At 63.8% G+C, this 21,901-nt stretch carries 22 protein-coding genes; 8 read left to right on the top strand and 14 right to left on the bottom strand.

What is annotated here, in order from left to right:
- Window positions 1-21: 21 nt before the first annotated feature.
- The 5 genes from BMY68_RS25415 to BMY68_RS25435 all read right to left on the bottom strand — a co-directional run bounded on the left by BMY68_RS25415 (window position 22) and on the right by BMY68_RS25435 (window position 5,482).
- Window positions 22-1,263, bottom strand: a complete 1,242-nt coding sequence (locus BMY68_RS25415; protein ID WP_009041673.1) for an SfnB family sulfur acquisition oxidoreductase — start codon at window positions 1,261-1,263, stop codon at window positions 22-24.
- A 578-nt stretch (window positions 1,264-1,841) separates the two neighbouring features.
- Entirely contained in the window at window positions 1,842-2,603 is a 762-nt protein-coding gene (gene tcyN / locus BMY68_RS25420; protein WP_007925310.1) for an L-cystine ABC transporter ATP-binding protein TcyN, read from the bottom strand.
- 4 nt (window positions 2,604-2,607) lie between these two features.
- A complete protein-coding gene (gene tcyL, locus BMY68_RS25425) occupies window positions 2,608-3,273 on the bottom strand; it encodes a cystine ABC transporter permease (RefSeq protein WP_085533779.1) in 666 nt (221 codons plus the stop codon).
- Between the two features lie 50 nt (window positions 3,274-3,323).
- Window positions 3,324-4,121 carry a cystine ABC transporter substrate-binding protein gene (tcyJ, locus tag BMY68_RS25430; protein WP_085533354.1) on the bottom strand — a complete coding sequence of 266 codons (798 nt, stop codon included), beginning with the start codon at window positions 4,119-4,121 and terminating at the stop codon, window positions 3,324-3,326.
- 365 nt (window positions 4,122-4,486) lie between these two features.
- Window positions 4,487-5,482 carry a D-cysteine desulfhydrase gene (locus BMY68_RS25435; protein WP_085533356.1) on the bottom strand — a complete coding sequence of 332 codons (996 nt, stop codon included), beginning with the start codon at window positions 5,480-5,482 and terminating at the stop codon, window positions 4,487-4,489.
- Window positions 5,483-5,673: 191 nt separating this feature from the next.
- On the opposite strand from BMY68_RS25435, the gene epsC reads away from it, so the two are divergent.
- The gene (gene epsC, locus BMY68_RS25440; RefSeq protein WP_009041677.1) at window positions 5,674-6,600 is read left to right on the top strand and encodes a serine O-acetyltransferase EpsC; all 927 of its coding nucleotides are present in this window, start codon (window positions 5,674-5,676) and stop codon (window positions 6,598-6,600) included.
- 395 nt (window positions 6,601-6,995) lie between these two features.
- Window positions 6,996-8,960: a choline transporter BetT gene (gene betT, locus BMY68_RS25445; RefSeq protein ID WP_123362193.1), complete on the top strand. Its 1,965-nt coding sequence runs from the start codon at window positions 6,996-6,998 to the stop codon at window positions 8,958-8,960.
- 81 nt (window positions 8,961-9,041) lie between these two features.
- Here betT and BMY68_RS25450 read toward each other — a convergent pair whose 3' ends face one another.
- From BMY68_RS25450 to BMY68_RS25470, 5 genes are all read right to left on the bottom strand, one after another.
- A complete protein-coding gene (locus BMY68_RS25450; protein ID WP_085533358.1) occupies window positions 9,042-9,299 on the bottom strand; it encodes a hypothetical protein in 258 nt (85 codons plus the stop codon).
- Window positions 9,300-9,351: 52 nt separating this feature from the next.
- Window positions 9,352-9,840 carry a DoxX family protein gene (locus tag BMY68_RS25455; RefSeq protein ID WP_085533360.1) on the bottom strand — a complete coding sequence of 163 codons (489 nt, stop codon included), beginning with the start codon at window positions 9,838-9,840 and terminating at the stop codon, window positions 9,352-9,354.
- A gap of 73 nt (window positions 9,841-9,913) precedes the next feature.
- A complete protein-coding gene (locus tag BMY68_RS25460) occupies window positions 9,914-10,810 on the bottom strand; it encodes an SDR family oxidoreductase (RefSeq protein ID WP_085533362.1) in 897 nt (298 codons plus the stop codon).
- A 29-nt stretch (window positions 10,811-10,839) separates the two neighbouring features.
- Entirely contained in the window at window positions 10,840-11,349 is a 510-nt protein-coding gene (locus BMY68_RS25465) for a DUF1097 domain-containing protein (protein WP_062824006.1), read from the bottom strand.
- 33 nt (window positions 11,350-11,382) lie between these two features.
- Complete coding sequence (locus BMY68_RS25470; protein ID WP_085533364.1) at window positions 11,383-12,123, bottom strand: SDR family oxidoreductase; 741 nt, start codon at window positions 12,121-12,123, stop codon at window positions 11,383-11,385.
- 138 nt (window positions 12,124-12,261) lie between these two features.
- On the opposite strand from BMY68_RS25470, the gene BMY68_RS25475 reads away from it, so the two are divergent.
- The 3 genes from BMY68_RS25475 to BMY68_RS25485 all read left to right on the top strand — a co-directional run bounded on the left by BMY68_RS25475 (window position 12,262) and on the right by BMY68_RS25485 (window position 13,890).
- Window positions 12,262-13,152 carry a LysR family transcriptional regulator gene (locus BMY68_RS25475; protein ID WP_053259258.1) on the top strand — a complete coding sequence of 297 codons (891 nt, stop codon included), beginning with the start codon at window positions 12,262-12,264 and terminating at the stop codon, window positions 13,150-13,152.
- A gap of 124 nt (window positions 13,153-13,276) precedes the next feature.
- Window positions 13,277-13,459, top strand: coding sequence for a type II toxin-antitoxin system HicA family toxin (locus BMY68_RS25480; RefSeq protein ID WP_009041685.1), 183 nt, complete (start codon window positions 13,277-13,279; stop codon window positions 13,457-13,459).
- Between the two features lie 29 nt (window positions 13,460-13,488).
- Window positions 13,489-13,890: a type II toxin-antitoxin system HicB family antitoxin gene (locus BMY68_RS25485; RefSeq protein WP_009041686.1), complete on the top strand. Its 402-nt coding sequence runs from the start codon at window positions 13,489-13,491 to the stop codon at window positions 13,888-13,890.
- An 87-nt stretch (window positions 13,891-13,977) separates the two neighbouring features.
- Here the strand turns inward: BMY68_RS25485 and BMY68_RS25490 are convergent, their stop codons facing one another.
- The gene (locus BMY68_RS25490) at window positions 13,978-15,024 is read right to left on the bottom strand and encodes a LacI family DNA-binding transcriptional regulator (protein WP_085533366.1); all 1,047 of its coding nucleotides are present in this window, start codon (window positions 15,022-15,024) and stop codon (window positions 13,978-13,980) included.
- A 207-nt stretch (window positions 15,025-15,231) separates the two neighbouring features.
- Here BMY68_RS25490 and BMY68_RS25495 point away from each other — a divergent pair, with 207 nt between their 5' ends.
- From BMY68_RS25495 to mgrA, 3 genes are all read left to right on the top strand, one after another.
- Complete coding sequence (locus BMY68_RS25495; RefSeq protein WP_085533368.1) at window positions 15,232-17,490, top strand: TonB-dependent receptor; 2,259 nt, start codon at window positions 15,232-15,234, stop codon at window positions 17,488-17,490.
- Between the two features lie 46 nt (window positions 17,491-17,536).
- On the top strand, window positions 17,537-18,862 hold the full coding sequence (locus BMY68_RS25500) for an LLM class flavin-dependent oxidoreductase (RefSeq protein ID WP_062824002.1): 1,326 nt from the start codon (window positions 17,537-17,539) through the stop codon (window positions 18,860-18,862).
- A gap of 84 nt (window positions 18,863-18,946) precedes the next feature.
- Window positions 18,947-19,984, top strand: coding sequence for an L-glyceraldehyde 3-phosphate reductase (mgrA, locus tag BMY68_RS25505; RefSeq protein ID WP_085533370.1), 1,038 nt, complete (start codon window positions 18,947-18,949; stop codon window positions 19,982-19,984).
- Between the two features lie 125 nt (window positions 19,985-20,109).
- Here mgrA and BMY68_RS25510 read toward each other — a convergent pair whose 3' ends face one another.
- The 3 genes from BMY68_RS25510 to tauD form a co-directional block, all read right to left on the bottom strand.
- Window positions 20,110-20,538, bottom strand: coding sequence for a type II toxin-antitoxin system VapC family toxin (locus BMY68_RS25510; protein ID WP_062824000.1), 429 nt, complete (start codon window positions 20,536-20,538; stop codon window positions 20,110-20,112).
- Window positions 20,535-20,780, bottom strand: a complete 246-nt coding sequence (locus BMY68_RS25515; protein ID WP_009041692.1) for a FitA-like ribbon-helix-helix domain-containing protein — start codon at window positions 20,778-20,780, stop codon at window positions 20,535-20,537. Before BMY68_RS25515 ends, BMY68_RS25510 begins: the two co-directional genes overlap by 4 nt.
- A gap of 127 nt (window positions 20,781-20,907) precedes the next feature.
- Window positions 20,908-21,747, bottom strand: a complete 840-nt coding sequence (gene tauD, locus BMY68_RS25520; protein WP_085533372.1) for a taurine dioxygenase — start codon at window positions 21,745-21,747, stop codon at window positions 20,908-20,910.
- Between the last annotated feature and the right edge of the window lie 154 nt (window positions 21,748-21,901).

Below are 21,901 nucleotides of genomic sequence, written 5' to 3' on the forward strand. Positions count from 1 at the left end.
CTTCTCCAGAGATCTGGTCGCTTAAATCCAGGAATGGCGAGCCGGCAGGGTGCCGTTCAGGTGATAGGTGCCGACGGCGTGGTATTTCCAGCGCACCGGATCGTGCAGGGTGTGGACCCGGGCGTTGCGCCAGTGCCGGTCGAGGTTGAACTCGGCGAGGGTGGCGCGGCTGCCGGCCAGCTCGAAGAGTTTCTCGCTGGCCAGCAGGGAGATCTCGGTGGTCAGCACCTTGGCTTCGGCCACGGCGATCGAGGCGCGGGCCGCGGACTCGGCGCTGATCGGCGCGGCGCTGACCTGGTCCAGCACCTGGCCGGCCTTGCGTAGCAGGGCTTCGGCGGCGTGCAGTTCGATTTTCAGCTTGCCGATGTCGGCGATCACATACAGGTCGTCGCTGGCCCGTTCGACGTTGGCGTCGACCCACGGCCGCGAGCGTTCACGCACGAAGCTGATGGCGTCGTCGATGGCGGCGCGGGCGATGCCGGCGTCGATGGCCGCCTGGATCAACTGCGAGACCGCGCCCTGGATATTCGGCGACTCGTTGATGCGCCAGTTGTCCACCACCAGGTCGGCATCGACCCGCACGTTGTTGAGCAAAATGGTGCCGCTGGCGGTGGTGCGCTGGCCGAAGCCCGACCAGTCGTCGACGATGCGCAGCCCCGGGGTGCCGCGGCGGACGAAGGCCAATACTTGCTTGCCGTCGTCGTTCAACGCCTTGACCGCCACCCAGTGGGCGAACAGGGCGCCGGTGGAATAGAACTTCTGGCCATTGAGCAGGTAACCGTCGCCGTCGGCGGTGATTCGTGCCTTGAGTTCCAGGGTGTTTTTGGTCCCGCGCTCCGGGCCGGCGTTACCGATGCGCCAGCCTTCCAGCACGCTCTGGAACAGCTGCTTTTTCTGCCGTTCGGTGGCGCTGCCGAGGATCAGGTTGAGAATGCCGAACTGGTTCTGCGGGATCTGTCCCAGGGCCGGATCGGCCGCGGAAATGATCGCGAAGACTTCGGCCAGGGTGACGAAGGAAACCTGCGGGCCGCCGTACTCACGGGGGATGGCAATACTGCCCAGGCCACTGCGGGTGAAATGTTCGATTTCCGCCCACGGCAGCTTGCGCTGCTGGTCGCGCCGGGCCGCCTGCTGGCGAGCGACGGTGGCCAGTTCATGGGCGGCTTGAAGGGCTTCTGCGTCGTTCAGCAGAACCCGTGCGGGCAACAACAGGGGGGCGACATCCAGATCGCTCTGGACATTTGCATCGGCCAGATTGGACATCAGTGCCACTCCTTGGCTGCACGCAATGCCCTGGCGATCTGCACTGGGGTGATTGTGTTCCGGACCATACCTACCTCACATCTTTGGAAGTGCCGCGCCGTGGGCGGCGAAATCGGGTTCAAGAATGTCCGGTGGTCCGGTGCATATACCCTATGCGCGTATAAAAATTAAATAAACTAACTTTTAGGAATATGTATAGAAGGGGTTTACGTATACGGCAGGTAGGAAAAGGCGAAGGGTAATTTGAGATAGATCTGAGGCCTGTAACCGCTGGCGCAGCCGTCGTAAAACCGGGGTATACGGTTTTCCCGGCGCAATGCAGTGGCGGGCCTGGCGGCCGCTGTGTCGGAATGCCGCCCAGACCGATCGCAGCCTCGCGTTGCTCGGCAGCGGCTACAGGGGATGTGATTACAGGGGCGCGTGGTTACAAGGGAGCGTGGTTTCTGTAGCCGCTGGCGCAGCCTGCGCGCGGCGGCGTAGCCGTCGTAAACCGGCGTATGCAATGTGTCTGGCGGAATGTGATGGCGGGTTTGCATTCGCTGCACAGCCCATCCTGGGCTCGGCAGCGAGGGCGCCGCTCAGGCCTGGGGATGGCCCGAGGTGAGGAACTTGCTGAGGAATTGCCGGGTGCGTTCTTCCCTGGGGTTGGCGAACAGCGCCTTGGCTTCGCCCTGTTCGACGATCACCCCCTTGTCGAAGAAGATCACCCGGTTGGCCACGTCGCGGGCGAAGCCCATTTCGTGGGTGACGATGACCATAGTGCGTTTCTCCTCGGCCAGGCCGCGGATGGTCGCCAGCACTTCGCCCACCAGCTCCGGATCGAGGGCCGAGGTCGGCTCGTCGAACAGGATTACCTCCGGCTCCATCGCCAGCGCCCGGGCAATCGCCACGCGCTGTTGCTGGCCGCCGGAGAGGCGCCGCGGATAGGCGTCTTCCTTGCCCGCCAGGCCAACCTTGGCCAGCAGCCCGCGACCCAGGGCCAGCGCCTGCTCGCGGGGCGTCTTCTTCACCACCAGCGGGCCTTCGATGACGTTTTCCAGCGCGGTGCGATGGGGGAACAGGTTGAAGTTCTGGAACACGAAACCCACCTGCTGGCGCAGTTGCCGCACCAGGCCCTGCTGCTGGGTCAGCGGGCGGCTGCCATCGATTTCGATGTTGCCGACCTTGATCCGGCCGCTGGTAGGTTCTTCGAGGAAATTCAGGCAGCGCAAAAAGGTGGTCTTGCCCGAGCCGCTGGGGCCGATGATGGCGACCACTTCGCCTTCCGCCACCGTCAGGTCGATGCCATTGAGGACGGTCTGACCCTTGAACTGCTTCGTCAGTTTTTCAACCACAATCATGGGTTCAGGACTCCTGGTCGTGCCGATTGACCCGCTCTTCCAGTCGGTTCTGCAGGTGCGCCAGCACGCTGGCCAGAACCCAGTAGATCAGCGCGGCGGCAAGATACATGGTGAAGACTTCGAAGGTCCGGGCGGTGATCAGCTGCGCCTGGCGGAACAGTTCCGGGACCTGGATAGTAGCGGCCAGGGCGGTGTCCTTGACCAGCGAGATAAAGCTGTTGCCCAGGGGCGGCAGGGCCGTGCGCATGGCTTGCGGCAGGATCGCCCGGCGCAGGGTCTGGGCCCGGGTCATGCCGATGCTGGCCGCCGCTTCCCACTGCCCGCGCTCGATGGAGCCGATGGCCGCGCGCAGGATCTCGCAGGCGTAGGCCGCCATGTTCAACGAGAAGCCGATCAGCGCCGCCGGCAGTGGGTCAAGCTCGATACCCAGCTGCGGCAAGCCGTAATAGATCACGAACAGTTGCACCAGCAACGGCGTGCCGCGAAAGAACGACACATAGACGCGGGCGATCCAGCTCAGCAGCTTGAAGCGCGACAGGCGCATCAGCGCCAGGGCGAAACCCAGCGCCAATCCGAAGAACATGCCGCCGAGGCTGAGGATGATCGTGAAATACGCGCCCTTGAGCAGAAAGGGCGCGGAGTTCAGCAACAGCTGCGTGGTTTCGGCGATTTGCTGGCTCAACTGCGGGAAAGACAGTTCGAACTGAAAACCTGCTTCCATTATTGAGTGACGTCAGCGTTGAAGTATTTTTCCGAGAGCTTTTTCAGCGTGCCGTCGGCGCGCAGTTCCTCGATTGCCTTGTTCACCGCGGCCAGCAGTTCGGGTTCGCCTTTGCGCAGGGCCACGCCGGCTTCCTGGCGGGAGAAGGGTTCGCCGGAAATAGCCAGGGTGTCGTTGGTTTTCTTGATCAGTTCGAAGGCGGCCAGGCGGTCCACCAGGATCGCGTCGATACGGCCTACGCGCAGGTCCTGGTACTTGGTCGGATCATCGTCGTAGGTCTTGATGATGGCTTGCGGCACATTGTCCTTGAGCCATTGTTCGTAGTTGGTGCCCAGGCCGACACCGACCTTGTGTCCGGCCAGGTCGGCGGCGGTCTTGAACTTGCCTTCGTTCTTCTTCTGGGTCAGGGCCTGGATGCCGGAAACGGTGTAGGGGGTGGAGAAGTCGTATTTCTTCTTGCGTTCATCGGAGATGGTCACCTGGTTGATCACCGCGTCCAGGCGCTTGGACTCCAGGGCGGCGAGGATGCCGTCCCACTTGGTCGGCTGCAGTTTGACCTTCACGCCCAGCTTCTGCGCCAGGGCTTCGGAGAACTCGACTTCGAAGCCGGCCAGCTTGCCGCTTTCGTCGACGTAGCTGAACGGTGGATAAGTGCCTTCCAGGCCGACATTGATGGTGCCGGCGTCCTTGATCTTCTGCAGTTGCTCACCGGCAACCGCTTGCCCCAGCAAACCGGCACCGAGGACCAGGCCCAGCGAGCCAACGAGGATATTTCGACGTAGTGCGGAAAAAATCATGACAAGCCCCTGTGTTTTCTTATGCAGATGCGGTTGGGAGATGCAGGTCAATCGGTGAGCGGTAACGAGCGCCTTATCCTGCACTAAATGCAGCGTATGCGTCTCGCGGCAAATTCGCCTGCGTCGCGACTATAAGTGGCTGCTTATAGATGTAAAAATAATATAAATTCACATTGTTATGCTTTTTGTAAATATAAAGATTCTCAATCTTTGTAGCCGCTGCCGCAGGCTGCGATCGATTGGGCGGCATTCCGACGTAGCAGGTGCAAATCCGGCGAACGTGTCTCTTCCGAGACGCCGCATATGCAGGTTTTACGACGGCTGCGCCGCCGAGCGCAGGCTGCGCCAGCGGCTACAGGCATTTGTTATGCAAACGAGCCGGCATAAGCGAACAGCGCCGGCGCGCCGCCGGTGTGCAGGAAGATGATCGGGCCGTCGTCGAAGCGCTGGCGGCCGATGCCGTCGAGCAGGCCGGCCATGGCCTTGCCGGTGTAGACCGGGTCCAGCAGCAGGCCTTCCTGGCTCGCCAGCAGCTTTACCGCGGCCAGGGTGCCGGCATTCGGTTCGCCATAACGCGGGGCGAAATATTCGTCCCACAACTCCACCTTGAAGCTCTCCGGCAGCGCCACCCCGAGCAATTCGGCGGTGCGCTCGGCCAGGCCCTGGACCTTCGGCCGTTGCGCTTCGTCGGTGCGCGACACGGTGACGCCGATCACCGGCAACTGCGGCAACACTTCGCTCAAGGCCAGGGCCAGGCCGCTGTGGGTGCCGGCGCTGCCCGAGGCCAGCACCACGGCGGCGAAGTCGAGCCCGCTGTTGTTGATTTGCTCCGCCAGCTCCAGGCCGGCGCGCACGTAACCCAGCGCGCCGAGGGCGTTGGAGCCGCCAACCGGCACCAGGTACGGCTGCTTGCCGCTGCTGCGCAGGCGCTCGGCCAGGGCCTGCAACTGCTCGTCGGCGTTGTCCAGGTTCTCCACCAGCTCGACCTTGGCGTCGAACAGGTCGAGCAGCAGGCGGTTGCCGTTGCCCAGGTAATTGCCGTCATCGGTACCGGTGGGGTTTTCCAGCAGGGCGACGCAGCCCAGGCCGAGCTTGGCGGCCAGGGCCGCGGTCTGGCGCACATGGTTGGACTGGATGGCGCCCGCGGTGATCAGGGTGTCCGCGCCCTGGGCCAGCGCATCGGCGGCCAGGTATTCGAGTTTGCGCAGCTTGTTGCCGCCCATGGCCAGCGGCGTGGTGTCGTCGCGCTTGACGTAGACATCGCGGCCCAGCCAGGTGGACAGGCGTTCGAGTTTTTCCAGGGCGGTGGCGCCGCCCAGCAGGTCGAGACGGTTAAAACGGTCGAGCTGTCGTTTGATCATGAGGCCGCACAGGTTGTCAGAGGTGTCAGGGACTATAGGCAGCGATATTTACCGGGGCAACCGTCAATCGCTTATGCCAAAAGGTACTTAGGCCAGCACAATTAGTTCTTAATTTGGCCTGGGACGCATACCGTAAAGTGACGTCGTTTACGCGGCCAGACCGTCCGGCCGCCTGAGTGAGGAGTCTTATCGTGAGCGAGCGTTCCAGCCATTGGCAATTGCAGACCATAGTCGGTCAACTGCGTGATGCCCGCGACCAGTGGCGTACCCGCAACGGGCGGGTCAGTGGTGAGCAGGGCGGTCGGGAACTGCCGTCGCGCGCGGCCATGGCCGAGATTCTCGAGGCGCTGTGTGGGGCCTTGTTCCCGATGCGCCTGGGCCCGGTGGACCTGCGCGAGGAAAGCGAGGACTTCTACGTCGGCCACACCCTGGACGCGGCCCTCAATGCGCTGCTCGCCCAGACCCGCCTGGAACTGCGTTATGCCGCGCGCCAGAGCGGCGAGGCGGACGAAGACGTCAACGCCAGGGCCATCCGCATCATCCAGGATTTCGCCCTGGCCCTGCCGGGCCTGCGGGTGTTGCTCGATACCGATGTGCTGGCCGCCTACCACGGCGACCCCGCGGCGCGCAGCGTCGACGAAGTGCTGCTGTGCTACCCGGGCATTCTGGCGGTGATCCACCATCGCCTGGCCCACCATCTGTATCGCGCCGGCCTGCCGCTGCTGGCGCGGATCAGCGCGGAAATCGCCCACTCGGCCACCGGCATCGACATTCACCCGGGGGCGCAGATCGGCCGCAGCTTCTTCATCGACCACGGCACCGGTGTGGTGATCGGCGAGACCGCGATCATCGGCGAGCGTGTACGCATCTACCAGGCGGTGACCCTGGGCGCCAAACGCTTTCCGGCGGACGAGGACGGCCAGTTGCAGAAGGGCCACCCGCGCCACCCGATCGTCGAGGACGACGTGGTGATCTACGCCGGCGCGACCATCCTCGGGCGCATCACCATCGGCAAGGGCTCGACCATCGGTGGCAACGTCTGGCTGACCCGCAGCGTGCCGGCAGGCTGCAACCTGACCCAGGCCAACCTGCAGCATGACGATGGGTCGCAAAAATAAGCCGGGGTGCTTGCATCATGTAGCCGCTGCCGCAGGCTGCGATCGCCCCGAGAGGAGCGCCGCACTTGGGTCTTTTGCAGGCCCTGCGGGCCTTGGCGCAGCCTTCGGCAGCGGCTACAGAGATCGCGCTATTTAGCGCTGAACGATTCCCTCCGCGACACATCAGACCTTTCTTAAAACCTGCGAAATCAGGCGACCGCCGAGCCCGGCGATTAGTCCTTGCGTGCCTATCCGTGTTTAACTTGAACGCTTGTTCAAGTTAAACCGGCAGCTCGCTGCCCGCTCACAACAGGAGGCTTACCTTTGCTGAGTCCGATCTTTTCAGCCGCGTTTTACCCCCTCGAGGTGCACGTTTCATGAGTGCATCGTCCATTCCCGCCAGCGGCCTGATCCGCATGAATCCGCCGGTGTTCTACTTCGCCGCGAGCTTTATCCTGGCCTTCGGCCTGGTGGTCATTGCCCTGCCGGAACAAGCCGGTGCCTGGCTGCTGGCCGCGCAAAACTGGGCGGCCAATACGGTCGGCTGGTACTACATGCTGGCCATGACCCTGTACCTGATCTTCGTGGTGGTCACCGCCTTGTCCGGCTACGGCAAGATCAAGCTCGGTGCCGACCACGACGAACCGGAATTCAGTTACCTGTCCTGGGCCGGCATGCTGTTCGCCGCCGGGATCAGCATCACGCTGTTTTTCTTCTGTGTGTCGGAACCCCTGACCCACATGCTGCAACCGCCCCAGGGCGAGGCCGGGACCGCGGATGCGGCGCGCCAGGCCATGCAGATTCTCTTCCTGCACTGGGGCCTGCATGGCTGGGGTGTGTTCGCCTTCGTCGGCATGGCCCTGGCGTATTTCGCCTACCGGCATAACCTGCCGCTGGCCCTGCGTTCGGCGCTGTACCCGCTGATCGGCAAGCGCATCAACGGCCCCATCGGCTACGCGGTGGATGGCTTCGGCATCATCGCCACGGTGTTCGGCCTCGGCGCCGACATGGGCTTTGGCGTGCTGCACCTCAACTCCGGCCTGGATTATCTGTTCGGCATCGCCCACACCCAGTGGGTCCAGGTGGGCCTGATCACCCTGATGATGGGCGCGGCGATCATTGTCGCGGTGTCCGGCGTCGACAAGGGCGTGCGGGTGATGTCCGACATCAACATGCTGCTGGCCTGTGCGCTGCTGCTGTTCGTGTTGTTCGCCGGCCCCACCCAGCACCTGCTCAACACCCTGATCCAGAACCTCGGCGATTACCTCGGCGCCTTGCCGACCAAGAGTTTCGACCTCTACGCCTATGACGAACCCAGCGACTGGCTGGGCGGCTGGACCGTCTTCTACTGGGCCTGGTGGATCGCATGGTCGCCGTTCGTGGGCCTGTTCATCGCGCGGATTTCCCGTGGCCGGACCATCCGTGAATTCGTGTTCGGCGTGCTGCTGATTCCCCTGGGCTTCACCCTGGCCTGGATGTCGATCTTCGGTAACAGTGCCATCGACCAGGTGCTCAACCACGGCATGAGCGCGCTGGGCATGTCGGCCATCGAGAACCCCTCGATGACCCTCTACCTGCTGCTGGAAACCTACCCCTGGAGCAAGACCGTCATCGCCGTGACGGTGTTCATCAGCTTCGTGTTCTTCGTCACCTCGGCCGACTCCGGCACCGTGGTGCTCTCGACCCTGTCGGCCCGTGGCGGCAATGCCGATGAAGACGGGCCGAAATGGCTGCGGGTGTTCTGGGGCGCGATGACCGCGCTGGTCACCAGCGCGCTGCTGTTCGCCGGCAGCATCGATTCGCTGAAGTCGGCGGTGGTGCTGACCTCGCTGCCGTTCTCGATGATCCTGCTGCTGATGATGTGGGGGCTGCACAAGGCCTTCTACCTCGAGTCGCAGAAGCAGATCGCCCAGTTGCATTCGCTGGCGCCGGTGTCGTCGTCTTCGCGGCGTGGCAAGGGTGGCTGGCGCCAGCGCCTGAGCCAGGCGGTGCATTTCCCGTCGCGCGACGAGGTCTATCGCTTCCTCGACCAGACGGTGCGCCCGGCCATCGAAGAAGTGACCGCGGTGTTCGTCGAGAAAGGCTTGAACGTGATCACCCAGCCGGACCCGGCCAACGACAACGTCAGCCTGGAAATCGGCCATGGCGACCAGCATCCGTTCGTCTATCAGGTGCAGATGCGCGGCTACTTCACCCCGTCCTTCGCCCGTGGCGGCATGGGGCCCAAGGAGATGCGCAACCGGCGTTACTACCGGGCCGAGGTGCACCTGGCCGAGGGTAGCCAGGACTACGACCTGATGGGCTACACCAAGGAGCAGATCATCAACGACATCCTCGACCAGTACGAACGCCATATGCAGTTCCTGCATCTGGTGCGTTGATCGCGGGCAGCCGCAACAGCGTTATCGCGGGCAAGCCTTGCTCCTGGTGGAAATCGGGAGTGGGGCTTGCCCGCGGTTGTTTCAGCCCCGGCTCAATACCGTGAACAACACCAGCGCCGCCACCGGCACGCCGAACACCACACTGCCGACCGCCAGCTCCGTGCTCAGGGGCTGGCCGGCGTGGACCATCCCCACCGCGCCGTTGATCACCGTCAGCGCCAGCCAGAGTACGACGAAACTGTAGGCCAGGGTCTGGCGACCGAGGCCGATCTTCTCGCCGATAAACAGCATCAGCGCCAGCAGGGCCAGGCCGAAGGAGGTAATGATCGCGGTATGCATGACGAAGTCCTCGCGGGCGGAATTCAGGGGTGGGCCCAGGGTCGATGGCGGTTCAAAGCTCCCGACCTAGAGTGTGGTCCAGGGAGTAGCGTCCTGCTCCGCGAAACAGAATGTAGAACGACAAAAACGCCAACAGGACCGGGTATTCCATGCCCCGGTCGATCCATGGCCAGGTGGGGCCGAGCAGGCCGGCGATGGTCAGCATCTGCATGCCCATCATGGCGGCGAGCAGGCGCGTCCCCAGGCCGAGGGCCAGGAGCAACCCGCCGACGCCTTCCAGGAGCGCCACGAACAGCGCGATCAGCGCTGGCGCCGGCAAATGCAGGACGTTCTGGATCAGGTTGATCGAGGCCGCCAGAGGGTCGGCCATCGAGCCGTGGGCCTGGCCCAGCAATTTCGGCAGGCCGTGGCTGATCATGATCACGCCATAACAGACCCGCAGCAGGGCATAGGACAGGGGCTCGCCAATGCGGTACAGAGGGGCGAGGGCCGGGATCAGCAGGGTGTTGCGTGGGGCTGGCGAGTCGGTGGTCGGGCGCATGAGTGTCTCCGCGAATAAGCCGGTGGAAAGCACTGATGGCCCGGGGAATGCCCGGGCCATCCATGTCGTTGTTTTAGCGAACGGCGGGCTTGAGCAGGTCTTCCAGGCCGATGCGGCGGAACATCTCGGCGCGTACCCGGTCGGCCATGGCATTGACGATTTCGGCACCGTCCTGGGACGGGTCGATGTGCCGGCGCAACGGCCGGGTGCCGAAGGGCAGGCCGACGATCTCGACGATGGCCCTGGCCACCTCGGCGACATCGGCGTCAGCCGGCTCCAGAGCGGCCAGGCCGTTGAGTGCCTGCTCCGGCACGCCGGCATAGGGGCCCTGGTTGTACTCGGCGGCGCGGGCTTGGTCGGCCGGGGCTCCGGAGTGCGCGAAGTGGTTGGTGCCCTGAGTGAAGGCGCCCGGCACGATGATCGAGGTCTCCACGCCCCAGCGCGCCAGCTCCCCGGCATAGGACACCGCCAGGGAGTCCATCGCCGCCTTGGCCGCGAAGTACGGCGCCAGGTAGGGCGGGGTGCCGCCACGGGCGCTGCTGGAGGATACCCACAGCACCAGCCCCCGGCCCTGCTTGCGCAGTTGCGGCAGGGCCGCGCGGTTGACCCGCTGGGTGCTCAGTACGTTGATGTCGTAGAGCTGGGCGAACTGTTCGGCGGTGAAGGCTTCGGCGGGGCCGAAGGCCATGTGCCCGGCGTTGTGGATGATCACGTCCAGCCGGCCGCAGTCGGCGACTATCCGGGCGACACCGGCCTCGACCGAGGCGCTGGAGGCGACGTCCAGTTCGACGCTGCGCAAATCGACCCGGTGCTCATCGGCGTAGCGCCGCACCTCGGCCACTTGCGGCGCATTGCGGCCCAGGGTTTCACGCATGCTGGCGTAGACGATGTGGCCGGCGTCGGCGAGGGCGCGGGCGGTCAGGGCGCCAAAACCACTGGAGGCGCCGGTAATCAGGATGACGGATTGCATGGCATTGATCTCTTCAGGTGAGGGTGGTTTCAGGCTCGCCGGGGCAGGCGTTGTTGTACGGCGTGGGACAGCCAGCCGGCGAAGGTGCCCAGGGCTCCAGCACCGCCGAGTTCGGCGAAGCTTTCCAGGGAGGGTTCCAGGTGCGCGGCGAACCAGGCGATCAGGCCGAGGAAGTAGGCGACGATGTTATTCATCACCCGCAGGCTGCGCAGCGACACCACGAGCATCGCCACCACGAACACCACCAGCGGCAGGGCCCAGGGGCCGAGGCTTGGGCTCAGTGCGCCAATGCTCAGCGCCGCGCCCATGCCGACGGCGAGGCCCATCAGCACGCAGCCCAGGTTGACCAGGCCGTCGCGCAGGGTCAGGCCGCGGCTGAAGAACGCCACCCAGCCAACGAACATGGCCCAGACCGGCAGGCTCAGCAGCAGGCTGGAGCCCGCCGCCAATGCGGCGGTGGCGGCGGCCACCGCGGTGAACAGGATGAACATCGGTTTCGTCTGCCCGCTACGGGCGGGTGTCGCGGTGGAGTGATTCATGAGCGTGGCTCCTTCGACCGTGGGTGAGGTGGCTCAGACGAGCCCGCCGTTGGCCCGCAGGACCTGGCCGTTGACCCAGGCCGAATCAGGGCTAACCAGGAAGGACACGACGCGGGAAATATCTTCGGGTTGAGCCAGGCGCTCCAGTGGGGCCATCTTGGCGAAGCCCTGGATCTGCTCTTCGCTCTTGCCGTGCAGGAACAGGTCGGTGGCCACTGGGCCCGGTGCCACTGCATTGACGGTGATATTGCGACCGCGCATTTCCTTGGCGAACACCTGGGTCAGGGATTCCACCGCCGCTTTGCTGGCGATGTACACCGCGTAACCCGGCAGGTTCATGCCGACGGTGCTGCTGGAGAAATTGACGATGCGCCCGCCGCCGTTCAGGCGAGTCGCGGCTTCACGCAGGGTGTTGAAGGTGCCGCGAGCGTGGATGTTGAAGTTCTGGTCGAACAGTTCGTCCGTGTGTTGCGCCAGCGGCAGGACTTTAAGGATGCCGGCGTTGTTGATCAGCACGTCGACCTTGCCCAGTTGGGTTTCGGTTTCGTCGAACAGGCGGCGCACGTCATCGGCATTGGCCACATCGGCCTTGACTGCTATGGCCCGGTGGCCGGCCTGGCGCAGCTCCACCACCAGGGCCGAGGCTTCGCTGGCGCTGTTGGCGTAGTTGATGGCGACGGCGAAGCCTTCGCTGGCCAGTTGCCGGGCGATCACCGCGCCGATGCCGCGGGAGGCGCCGGTCACGATGGCAACTTTCGAAGTCTGGGTAGTCATGGCGAATTTCCTTCTGGGTAATGAGTGATTGGCTGTGGTGTGAAAGCAGATTCACATGTTTACCCAGGGTGATAAATGCGCCAGAGTTGGCTTGACTGTTCAATAATCGCCAACAATCAATGAGCCCCGGAGCCCGTCGTGGATCAAGTCAAAGCGATGAAGGTGTTCGTGCGGATCTACGAGCGCAGCAGCTTCACCCTGGCCGCCGAGGACCTGAACCTGCCGCGCGCCACCCTGACCCATACCCTCAATCAGTTCGAGGCCTGGCTCGGTACCCGCCTGCTGGAGCGCAGCACCCGCCGCGTGCGCCCGACCCTCGACGGCGAGGCCTATTACCAGCGCTGCGTACAGCTGCTGGCGGAGCTGGAAGAGGCCGAACTGGCGTTTCGCACGGTGGCGCCGAAGGGGCGTTTGCGGGTCGACCTGCATGGCACCCTGGCCAAGTACTTCGTGATTCCGGCCCTGCCCGAATTCATGGCGCGCTATCCGGAAATCGAACTGTCCATCAGCGAGGCCGATCGTTTTGTCGACCTGATCGCCGAAGGGGTGGACTGCGTGTTGCGCGCCGGCACCCTGGGCGATTCGTCGTTGATCGGCCGGCGCGTGGCCAACTTGCAGCAGATCACCTGCGCCAGCCCGGCCTACCTGCGCAAATACGGCGAGCCATCGAGCCTCGACGAACTGTCGCGGCACCGTGCGGTGAACTACGTCTCACGCACCACGGCCAAGCTGTTTCCGTTCGAATTCATGGTCGATGGCGAACTGCGGGAAGTCGCCATCGAAGGCGCGCTGTCGGTGTTCGGCGCGGAAATCTATGCCGCCTCGGCCGTGGCCGGGCTGGGCATCATCCAGTGCCCGCGCTACCGCATGGCACAGCAGATTTCCCAGGGGCTGGTGCAGGAAATCCTCACCGACACCCCGCCGCCGCCCATGCCGGTTTCCGTGCTGTACCCACACAACCGCCACATGTCGCCGCGGGTGCGGGTATTCGTCGACTGGCTGGCGGAGGTTTTTGCCAGGGCGCTCTGAAAAGGGCCAGGGTGGCGCCGGTCATCGCCGCTTTCTGTATTGATTATCTGAATGTGTATAGTGTGTATTCTTCGCCTTTGGCTGTGTAGGGTGGCTTTTCGGGACGTATCGAAAGGACACGGCAATGCGCAGTCGGGAACTGATCAGGATGATCGAGGAGGACGGGTGGTATCTGATCGCGGTCAAAGGCAGTCATCACCAGTACAAGCATCTGCACAAGCCGGGGCGGGTCACTATCCCTCACCCGGATGCGGATCTGCCCAGGGGCACGATCCACAGCATCTTGAAACAGGCGGGCCTGAAATGAGGCCGGTCTTGAACGAAGAGGTCAACGAGATGAAATTCCCGGTCGTGCTGCACAAGGATGCCGACTCCGGATATGGAGTGATCGTCCCCGATGTGCCGGGCTGTTTTTCCGCCGGTCATACCGCAGCAGAAGCCTTCGAGAATGTGAAAGAGGCCCTGTCGCTGCATTACGAAGGCCTGGTCGCCGATGGTGAACCGCTGCCCCAGGTGCATGAGGTCGACGTGCATATCGACAATCCCGATTACGCCGGTGGCGTGTGGGGCATGATCGAGTTCGACATCACGCCTTACTTCGGCAAGGCGGTGCGCTTCAACGCCACCCTGCCGGAGCAATTGCTGGAACGCATCGACCAGACGGTGAAGCGCGACCAGCGCTACCGCTCGCGTTCGGGCTTTCTCGCCGCGGCGGCATTGCGCGAGTTATCGGCGTAGCCGCGAATCGTCGCCATCGAACGTCGGCCACTCGCACCCGCCGGGGCCCGTGCCCGCGATAAGCCCGAAGAGCCATGAGGGTCGTTGCTACGCGCTCTCGCGCTCGATCAGCCGGCACTGCAGCAGGTTCAGGCGCTGGACCTCGTCTTCCACCGGCAACACGCCCAGGCTTTCCAGGACCCGGGTCGCCGCCAGGACGCCGATCTCCAGTGCCGGTGGCTTGATGGTGCTCAGGCTGGGCAACAGCATCTCGGCAAAGGGGTAATCGCCGAAGCCCAGCACCGCGCATTCCTCGGGGATTTTCAGCCCCGCTCGTTGCCCGGCCAGGGAGCCGCCGGCGGCCAGGTTGTCGTTGGCGAAGATGATCGCATCCGGCCGTGGGCGGGTTTTCATCAGGGCTTCCATGGCCTGCTTGCCGGCCTCGAACGGCGCTCGATCGGCATCCGGGGCGAACACCCAGGGTGCCAGGCCCAGTTCGCTCACGGTGGCGGCGTAACCGTCGCGGCGCTCCAGGGCGCTGAGGTCGCCGGGGGCGCTGTTCTGCACGAAGGCGATGCGCCGATAACCCTTGTCATACAGATAACGCGTCGCCGTCACCCCGACCTGGTAATGGGAAAAGCCGATCTGCAGCGGTTCCCGCTGTGGCTGGTAGTCCCAGGTCTCGATCACCGGGATATCCGCCTCGGCGATCATCTTTTCAGTGCCCGGGCTATGGAAATGACTGGTCAGCACCAGGGCGGCCGGCGACCAGCCGAGAAAGGCCCGCACGGCGTTTTCTTCCTGTTGTGCGTCGAAGTAGCTCGACGCCAGCAGCAGCTGGTAACCGTGGCGGCTGAGGGTGTCGCTGAAGCCCTGGATGGTGTTGGCGAAAATCGGCCCGGAGATGTTCGGGATCACCATGGCGACAATCTTGCCCCGTGTCGAGGCCAGGCCGCCGGCCACCAGGTTCGGCACATAACCCAGTTCGGCCACTGCCCGGGCGATGCGCTCGCGACGTTCCGGCGAGACGCTGTCCGGCTGGTTGAAATAACGCGACACGGTGATCGCCGACACACCGGCCTGGCGGGCGACGGTGTTCAGGGTCACCCGTCCGGCACCGCGGCGCTTGCGGCCTGGGGATTTTTCAGCGGTCAAAAGCACGATCCTTCAAGTAAACAAAAAAGCATATAAAAGTAATTTTTCAGTATTTTACGATCTATGTGAGGCTTGCCGATACTGGCGATGTTAGCGCTAACAAAGCGCCTTGTCTGCTACTCGCTCGAGCGAATGTCCACGACAGATTTTTCGGCGCTGCCGGCGCAGATCGGCAGCGGTTAAGGGCAAATTCCGCGCAGGTGCAGTATGCAGAACATTCATGGGGATCAGCAGAAACTGGTGCGGTCGATCCGCGCCGCCAGCGCTTCACGGGCGTATTTGGGCTGGTGGCTGGCGGGGCTCGCCGCGCTGCCGCTGCCGGGCGCTTTCGCCGCTGACAGCGACAGCACGGCGCAGGGCCAGGAGCCGACGCTGAAGTCGGTGACAGTCACCGCCACCCGCCGCGAAGAGTCGCTGCAAAAAGTGCCGGTGGCGGTGTCGGTGGTCGATGGCGAGCAACTGGAGCGTGATAACCGCAACGGTGTCGCCAGCATCGTGCAACAGGTGCCGTCGCTGAACTTCCGCACCGGCGCTTCGAACAAGGACACCTCGCTGTTCATCCGCGGCGTGGGCACCATTTCCACCTCGCCCGGCGTGGAGCCGACCGTGGCCACGGTGATCGATGGCGTGGTCTACGGCCGCCCGGGCCAGGCTACCCTCGACCTGCTGGACCTGGAACGCATCGAAGTTTTGCGCGGTCCGCAAGGCACCTTGTTCGGCAAGAACGCTTCGGCCGGCGTGCTGAATATCGTGACCAGGGCGCCGACCGCCGAGACCCATGGCTACATCGACCAGAGCTACTACAGCGGCAACGAAAGCCGCACCCGGTTCGGCATCGGCGGCAGCCTGATTCCCGACACGCTCAAGGGGTCGATCACCACCCTGTTCGGCAGCTACGATGGCAACGTCGACAGCCGGCGCAACGGGCATGAGGTCAACGGCTACAACCGCAAGGGCGTGCGCGGCAAGCTGGCGTTCACCCCCAGCGACGACCTCACCTTCACCCTGGCGGCCGACTACATGCAGTCCCATAACGACGCGCCCAATGGCGTTGTCGCCAAGGCCCTGGCTCCGGCCTTCGCCAATGCCCTGCGCCCGGTCCGGGCCAGCAGGGACAACCGCGATATCAACACCGATACCCGTACCCACGTCGAAGACATCAACAAAGGTTTGTCCGGCCAGCTGGACTGGAGTCTTGGCGATTACACCCTGACCTCGATCACCGCCTGGCGCGGCTGGAACAACACCCAGTATCAGGACGGCGACCGCCTGGGCGCCGTTACCGCCGCTTTCCCCGGTACCGCCGACAAGGGCGACCTGGACTACAACCAGTACTCTCAGGAGCTGCGCCTGGCCTCGCCCAAGGGGCAATTTCTCGGGTACGTCGGCGGGTTGTTCTACATGCACGGCAAGGATGAAGAAACCTACCGCCGCACCCTGACCACTACCACCGCGATCAACCGTGGCATCGCCGACTACAGCACCACCAGCGACAGCTACTCGGTGTTCGGCGAAACCACCCTGAACTTCACCTCGGACCTGCGCGGGATCGCCGGCCTGCGCTGGACCCACGACGACCTGGAATACGAGCACCGCCGCGTATCCACCTCGGCCACCACCGTCAGTGGCATTCAGCCCGGCACCAGCAGCTCGGGCTCGGTGGATGAGGACGGCTGGTCCGGGCGCCTGGGCCTGCAGTACGACCTAAGCGATGCGGTCACCACCTACCTGACCTATTCACGCGGCTACAAGGGGCCGGCCTACAACGTGTTCTTCAACATGCAGCCGCGGGACACCGAGGCGCTGAAGCCGGAAACCTCCAACACCTGGGAGGCCGGGATCAAGGCCACGGCCTGGAACAAGCGCCTGACCGCCAACCTGGCGATCTTCCACAGCGACTACGACAACTATCAGGCGAACTTCTTCGACACCGTCGCCGGGCAGGTGGTGACCCGCCTGATCAATGCCGGCAGCGTTAGCACCGAAGGTGTCGAGCTGGATTACGCCTTGCAGGCCACCCAGCAACTGAAGATCTCCGGCGCGCTGGCCTATACCCGCGCACGGATCGACGAATTCGCCTGCCCGGCGGGCGCGGCGGCTTCTTGCAACGTCAACGGCAAGCCGCTGCCATTCAGCCCTGATTGGAAAAGCTATGTGCGGGCCGATTACAGCATCCCGCTGGATAACGGCCTGGATATCGAACTGGGCACCGATTACAGCTGGCAGAGCGAAGTGCAGTACGACATCAGCCAGAACGCCGACACCAGGCAGGGGGCCTACGGCATCTGGAACGCCAGCATCGCCCTGGCCGACTACAACCAGGGCTGGCGCGTGGCGCTGCTGGGCAAGAACCTCGCCGACAAGTCCTATTCGCCGCTGCTGGCCAGTGGCGGCAATTACATCTACCGCGCCGTGCCACGGGATGACGAACGTTATTTCGGGGTACAGGTGCGCAAGGATTTTTGAGCCGTTGCGTGCAACGACCCTCAATGACTGCTTCAAGGAAAAGGCCATGACCCACCCAAGACAACTCAAGCTCGGCGCCTTCCTGATGGCCACCGGTCATCACGTTGCCGCCTGGCGGCATCCGTACGTACCGGCGAATGCCGGACTAGACTTTTCTGCGTACAGGCAGCTGGCCCGGATCGCCGAGGCAGCGAAGTTCGATGCCCTGTTCCTGGCTGACAGCGTGGCCGCCGCAACGGGCCCCGAGGCCCATAGAATGGCGCGTTCGGAGCAGTTTGAACCCTTGACTTTGCTGGCTGCCCTCAGCGTCGTGACCGAGCATATTGGGCTAATTGCCACTAGCACTACGAGCTATAACGTACCGTACCATGTGGCACGTAAGTACGCTTCGCTGGATCACCTGTCGGGTGGAAGGGCAGGTTGGAATCTGGTGACTTCCGACAATGCGGCCGAAGCGCAGAATTTCGGTCGCGACGAGCATTTGGGCCATGCCGAGCGTTACAGCCGCGCCCGCGAGTTCCATGCAGTGGTCACCGGGCTTTGGGACAGTTGGCAGGACGACGCCTTTGTCCGCGACAAAAGCAGCGGCCAGTACTACGACCCGGCCAAGCTGCATGTGCTGGACCACCAGGGCGAGCACTTCCGGGTCAAGGGCCCGCTGAATGTGGCGCGCCCGCCCCAGGGCTATCCGGTGATCGTCCAGGCCGGTTCCTCCGAAGCCGGACGCGAGTTGGCGGCGCAGACCGCCGAGGTGGTATTTACCGCCCAGACCTCACTGGCCAGCGCCCAGGCGTTTTATGCCGACCTCAAGGGGCGCCTGGCCCGCTACGGACGCGGCGCCGATTCATTGAAAGTCATGCCCGGGGTATTCGTGGTGGTGGGGCAGAGCGAAAGTGAGGCCCGGGAAAAATATGAATCGTTTCAGCAATGGGTCGAACCCGAGGTTGGCGTCGCCCTGCTTGGGCGTATGCTGGGCAACTTCGACCTGTCGCAGTACCCGCTGGACGGCCCGCTGCCCGCGCTGCCATTGACCGAAAGCGGCCAGCAAAGCCGGCAGAAGCTGCTGGTGGAACTGGCCGGCAAGGACAACCTGAGCCTGGCCGAGCTGGGCCGGAAAATCGCCGGGGGCCGGGGGCATTACAGCCTGATCGGCACGCCGGCGCAGATCGCCGACGAGCTGCAAGGCTGGTTCGAGGAGGGCGCGGCGGATGGCTTCAACGTGCTGGTGCCGCACCTGCCGGGCGGGCTCCAGGACTTTGCCGGCGCCGTGGTACCGGAACTGCAACGACGCGGGTTGTTCAGAACCGAATACGAGGGCAAGACGTTGCGCGAGAACCTGGGGCTGGCGCGACCGAAGAATCAATTTGCATAGAGAAGCAGGCGACCGCGGCGCGGTCGATCGCGAAACCCGAAGGCTTCAAACCACAGCGCAGTCCCGCCAATGAGAGAGGATTCGATGACTTACCTTGCTGCCGAAAACCGCTATGACTCCATCCCCTACCGCCGCGTCGGACGCAGCGGCCTGGTGCTGCCGGCGCTGTCCCTGGGCCTGTGGCACAACTTCGGCGACAGTACGCCGATCGACACCCAGCGTTCGTTGCTGCGCACCGCCTTCGACCTGGGCATCAACCACTTCGACCTGGCCAACAACTACGGCCCGCCCTATGGCAGCGCCGAGATCAATTTCGGTCGTCTGCTGCGGGAAGACTTCAAGCGGTATCGCGACGAGCTGATCATCTCCAGCAAGGCCGGTTGGGATATGTGGCCCGGCCCGTATGGCCAGGGCGGCGGCTCGCGCAAATACGTGCTGGCCAGCCTCGACCAGAGCCTGCAGCGCCTGGGCCTCGACTATGTAGATATCTTCTATTCCCACCGCTTCGACCCGGACACCCCGCTGGAAGAAACCGCCAGCGCCCTGGCCACCGCGGTGCAGCAGGGCAAGGCGCTGTACATCGGTATCTCGTCTTATTCGGGGGTGAAGACCCGCGAGATTGCAGCCTTGCTCAAGGAGTGGAAAGTGCCGCTGCTGATCCACCAGCCGGCCTATAACCTGCTCAACCGCTGGGTGGAAAAGGACCTTTTGGACACCACTGAAGAACTCGGCGCCGGGGTGATTGCCTTCACGCCGTTGGCCCAGGGCCTGCTGACCGACAAGTACCTCAATGGCATTCCCGAGGATGCGCGGGTCAACCGCCCGGGCGGTGGTTCGTTGCAAGCCTCGCACCTGTCCGAGGCCAACCTCGCCCATGTGCGCGCCCTCAACGAAATCGCCCAGCGTCGTGGCCAGAGCCTGGCGCAACTGGCCCTGGCCTGGACTCTGCGCGATCCGCGGGTGACCTCGGCCCTGATCGGCGCCAGCCGGCCGGAGCAGATCGTCGAGAACGTCGGCGCATTGCAGAACCTGAACTTCAGCGCTGAAGAGCTGGCAGAGATCGATCGTTTTGCCCGCGAAGGCGGGATCAATCTGTGGTTGAAGCCTTCAACCGCGGAATAGAGCCTGCCGTCATGTTGTAAGGCTGCCGCGGCTTCTGTAGGAGCCAGGCTTGCTGGCGATCGCGGTGGTGTGTTGTGTCAGGCATGCCGCCATCGCGAGCAAGCTGCGCTCCTACAGAGCCGGGTTCAAACTTCGAGTGGCAGCCAGGGGTTGATAACGATCAACCCTGTATCGCTGAAGTCCTTGGCGTTACGGGTGGCGATCGCCGCGTCGTGGACGCGGCATATGGCCGCGATTTGCGCATCCACCAGGCTGATCGGACGCCCCAGGCTTTCCCGGTGCGAAATCAGATGGGCGTAGTAAAGAGCCGCCTGGGTCCCGAAGGGCACGATGCGGTCGATGAAGTCTTCCTCGAACATCGCCAGGGCCGACGCATGGAGCATCTGTTTGCGCTTGCCGTGGGGCAGGCGCGCGATGCCGTGAAGAATCTCGGCCATGGTCATGGCGCTGATGTAGAGGTCTTCGACAGGTTGCGCTTCGATCCACAGCAATACCGAGGCGTCCGGTTGGGGACGCATCAGTTCCGACAGCACATTGGTGTCGAGCACGATCATTCGCCCAGATCCACCACGCGTGCCGGCTCGGTACGTTCGGGCAGTTCAAGCTTCACTCCGCCGGCCTCGGCAAAGCGTGCCCGGATACGACTGGCCAGGCCTTGGCTGTCGGCTGTTCTGTTCAGGGCGCGGCGCAAAATCAAGCGGGCTTCTTCTTCCATGGAGTGGCCGTTGTGGGCGGCCTCGATGCGCAGGCGCTCTTTGATGTGGTCGTCCAGGTTTCGGATTGTCAGGCTGGCCATGGGTTCCTCCGAATGAAATCAATGCAATCATTGATAGCATAGCCGCGCGTCATCGAGGGTGGGCAACCACTTATCGTTTGGTGACGCCGCAATCACCTGCCAGTCCTGTTGCAGTCATGAATATCGGTTATCGGAAAAACGGCACATCCCCGAGAATCGTCGCGCGGTGCATCACGCGGCGTTGCGGACGGTAGTCGTCGACCGCGTAGTGCTGGGTCACGCGGTTGTCCCAGAAGGCAACGTCGTTGGCCTGCCAGCGCCAGCGGATAGTGAATTCCGGGCGGGTGGCGTGGGCGAACAGCAGTTTCAGGATGACTTCGCTTTCGCTGTCCGACAGCTCGTTGATCCTGGTGGTGAAGCCTTCGTTGACGAACAGCGACTTGCGCCCGCTGACCGGATGGGTGCGGATCACCGGGTGCGACAGCGGCGGGTTTTTCCGCTTGGCTTCTTCCCAGCGCGCCAGGTCCTGCGGGGTATTGCCGAAGCGTTCCAGGGGGAAGGACTTGATGAACTCGTGAGTCGCGGTCAGGCCTTGCAGCAGGTTTTTCATCGGCTCCGAGAGCGCCTCATAGGCTGCGATGCCGCTGGCCCACAGGGTATCGCCACCGTATGCCGGCAACAGCTTGGCGCTGAGCACCGCGCCCAGGGCCGGGGTCGGCAGGAAGGTCACGTCGGTGTGCCAGATGGCGTTGTCGCGCACGTCGGTTTGCGCAGTGTCGAGGATCAGCACTTCCGGCTGTTCCGGCACGTTGGGGTAGATCGGATGGATATGCAGGTCGCCAAAGTTCGCCGCGAAGCGCGCCTGTTGCTGCGGGTCGATCGGCTGGTCGCGGAAGAACAGCACCTGATGCTGGAGCAGCGCCTGCTCGATGATGTCGCGCTGTTCGCCGGCCAGCGGTTGGCTGATATCGACGCCGCTGATCTGGGCGCCCAAGGCGGAGCTTAAAGGGGTGATGGTCAGGCTCATGTCGTTCTCGAATTCAGGTGTGGCTGTAGCCGCTGTCGAGCGCAGCGAGGCTGCGATCGCCTGCGAAGCAGGCGCAGGCTTTGGGCGAGCGCGTTGCGCTCGATCGCAGCCTCGCTACGCTCGGCAGCGGCTACAGGGCTACAGGGCTACAGGG

Source organism: Pseudomonas sp. NFACC41-3, from assembly GCF_900109505.1.
GTDB lineage: Bacteria > Pseudomonadota > Gammaproteobacteria > Pseudomonadales > Pseudomonadaceae > Aquipseudomonas > Aquipseudomonas chlororaphis.

Bases quoted from the DNA above. Each gene is read 5' to 3' on its own strand.
- BMY68_RS25500 (WP_062824002.1), top strand. From the start codon at position 17,537: ATGACCCACCCAAGACAACTCAAGCTCGGCGCCTTCCTGATGGCCACC.
- BMY68_RS25470 (WP_085533364.1), bottom strand. From the start codon at position 12,123: ATGACTACCCAGACTTCGAAAGTTGCCATCGTGACCGGCGCCTCCCGC.
- BMY68_RS25435 (WP_085533356.1), bottom strand. From the start codon at position 5,482: ATGATCAAACGACAGCTCGACCGTTTTAACCGTCTCGACCTGCTGGGC.
- BMY68_RS25460 (WP_085533362.1), bottom strand. From the start codon at position 10,810: ATGCAATCCGTCATCCTGATTACCGGCGCCTCCAGTGGTTTTGGCGCC.
- betT (WP_123362193.1), top strand. From the start codon at position 6,996: ATGAATCCGCCGGTGTTCTACTTCGCCGCGAGCTTTATCCTGGCCTTC.
- BMY68_RS25510 (WP_062824000.1), bottom strand. From the start codon at position 20,538: ATGATCGTGCTCGACACCAATGTGCTGTCGGAACTGATGCGTCCCCAA.
- BMY68_RS25450 (WP_085533358.1), bottom strand. From the start codon at position 9,299: ATGCATACCGCGATCATTACCTCCTTCGGCCTGGCCCTGCTGGCGCTG.
- BMY68_RS25455 (WP_085533360.1), bottom strand. From the start codon at position 9,840: ATGCGCCCGACCACCGACTCGCCAGCCCCACGCAACACCCTGCTGATC.
- BMY68_RS25495 (WP_085533368.1), top strand. From the start codon at position 15,232: ATGCAGAACATTCATGGGGATCAGCAGAAACTGGTGCGGTCGATCCGC.
- mgrA (WP_085533370.1), top strand. From the start codon at position 18,947: ATGACTTACCTTGCTGCCGAAAACCGCTATGACTCCATCCCCTACCGC.
- BMY68_RS25465 (WP_062824006.1), bottom strand. From the start codon at position 11,349: ATGAATCACTCCACCGCGACACCCGCCCGTAGCGGGCAGACGAAACCG.
- BMY68_RS25485 (WP_009041686.1), top strand. From the start codon at position 13,489: ATGAAATTCCCGGTCGTGCTGCACAAGGATGCCGACTCCGGATATGGA.
- BMY68_RS25415 (WP_009041673.1), bottom strand. From the start codon at position 1,263: ATGTCCAATCTGGCCGATGCAAATGTCCAGAGCGATCTGGATGTCGCC.
- BMY68_RS25515 (WP_009041692.1), bottom strand. From the start codon at position 20,780: ATGGCCAGCCTGACAATCCGAAACCTGGACGACCACATCAAAGAGCGC.
- tauD (WP_085533372.1), bottom strand. From the start codon at position 21,747: ATGAGCCTGACCATCACCCCTTTAAGCTCCGCCTTGGGCGCCCAGATC.
- tcyJ (WP_085533354.1), bottom strand. From the start codon at position 4,121: ATGATTTTTTCCGCACTACGTCGAAATATCCTCGTTGGCTCGCTGGGC.
- tcyN (WP_007925310.1), bottom strand. From the start codon at position 2,603: ATGATTGTGGTTGAAAAACTGACGAAGCAGTTCAAGGGTCAGACCGTC.
- BMY68_RS25480 (WP_009041685.1), top strand. From the start codon at position 13,277: ATGCGCAGTCGGGAACTGATCAGGATGATCGAGGAGGACGGGTGGTAT.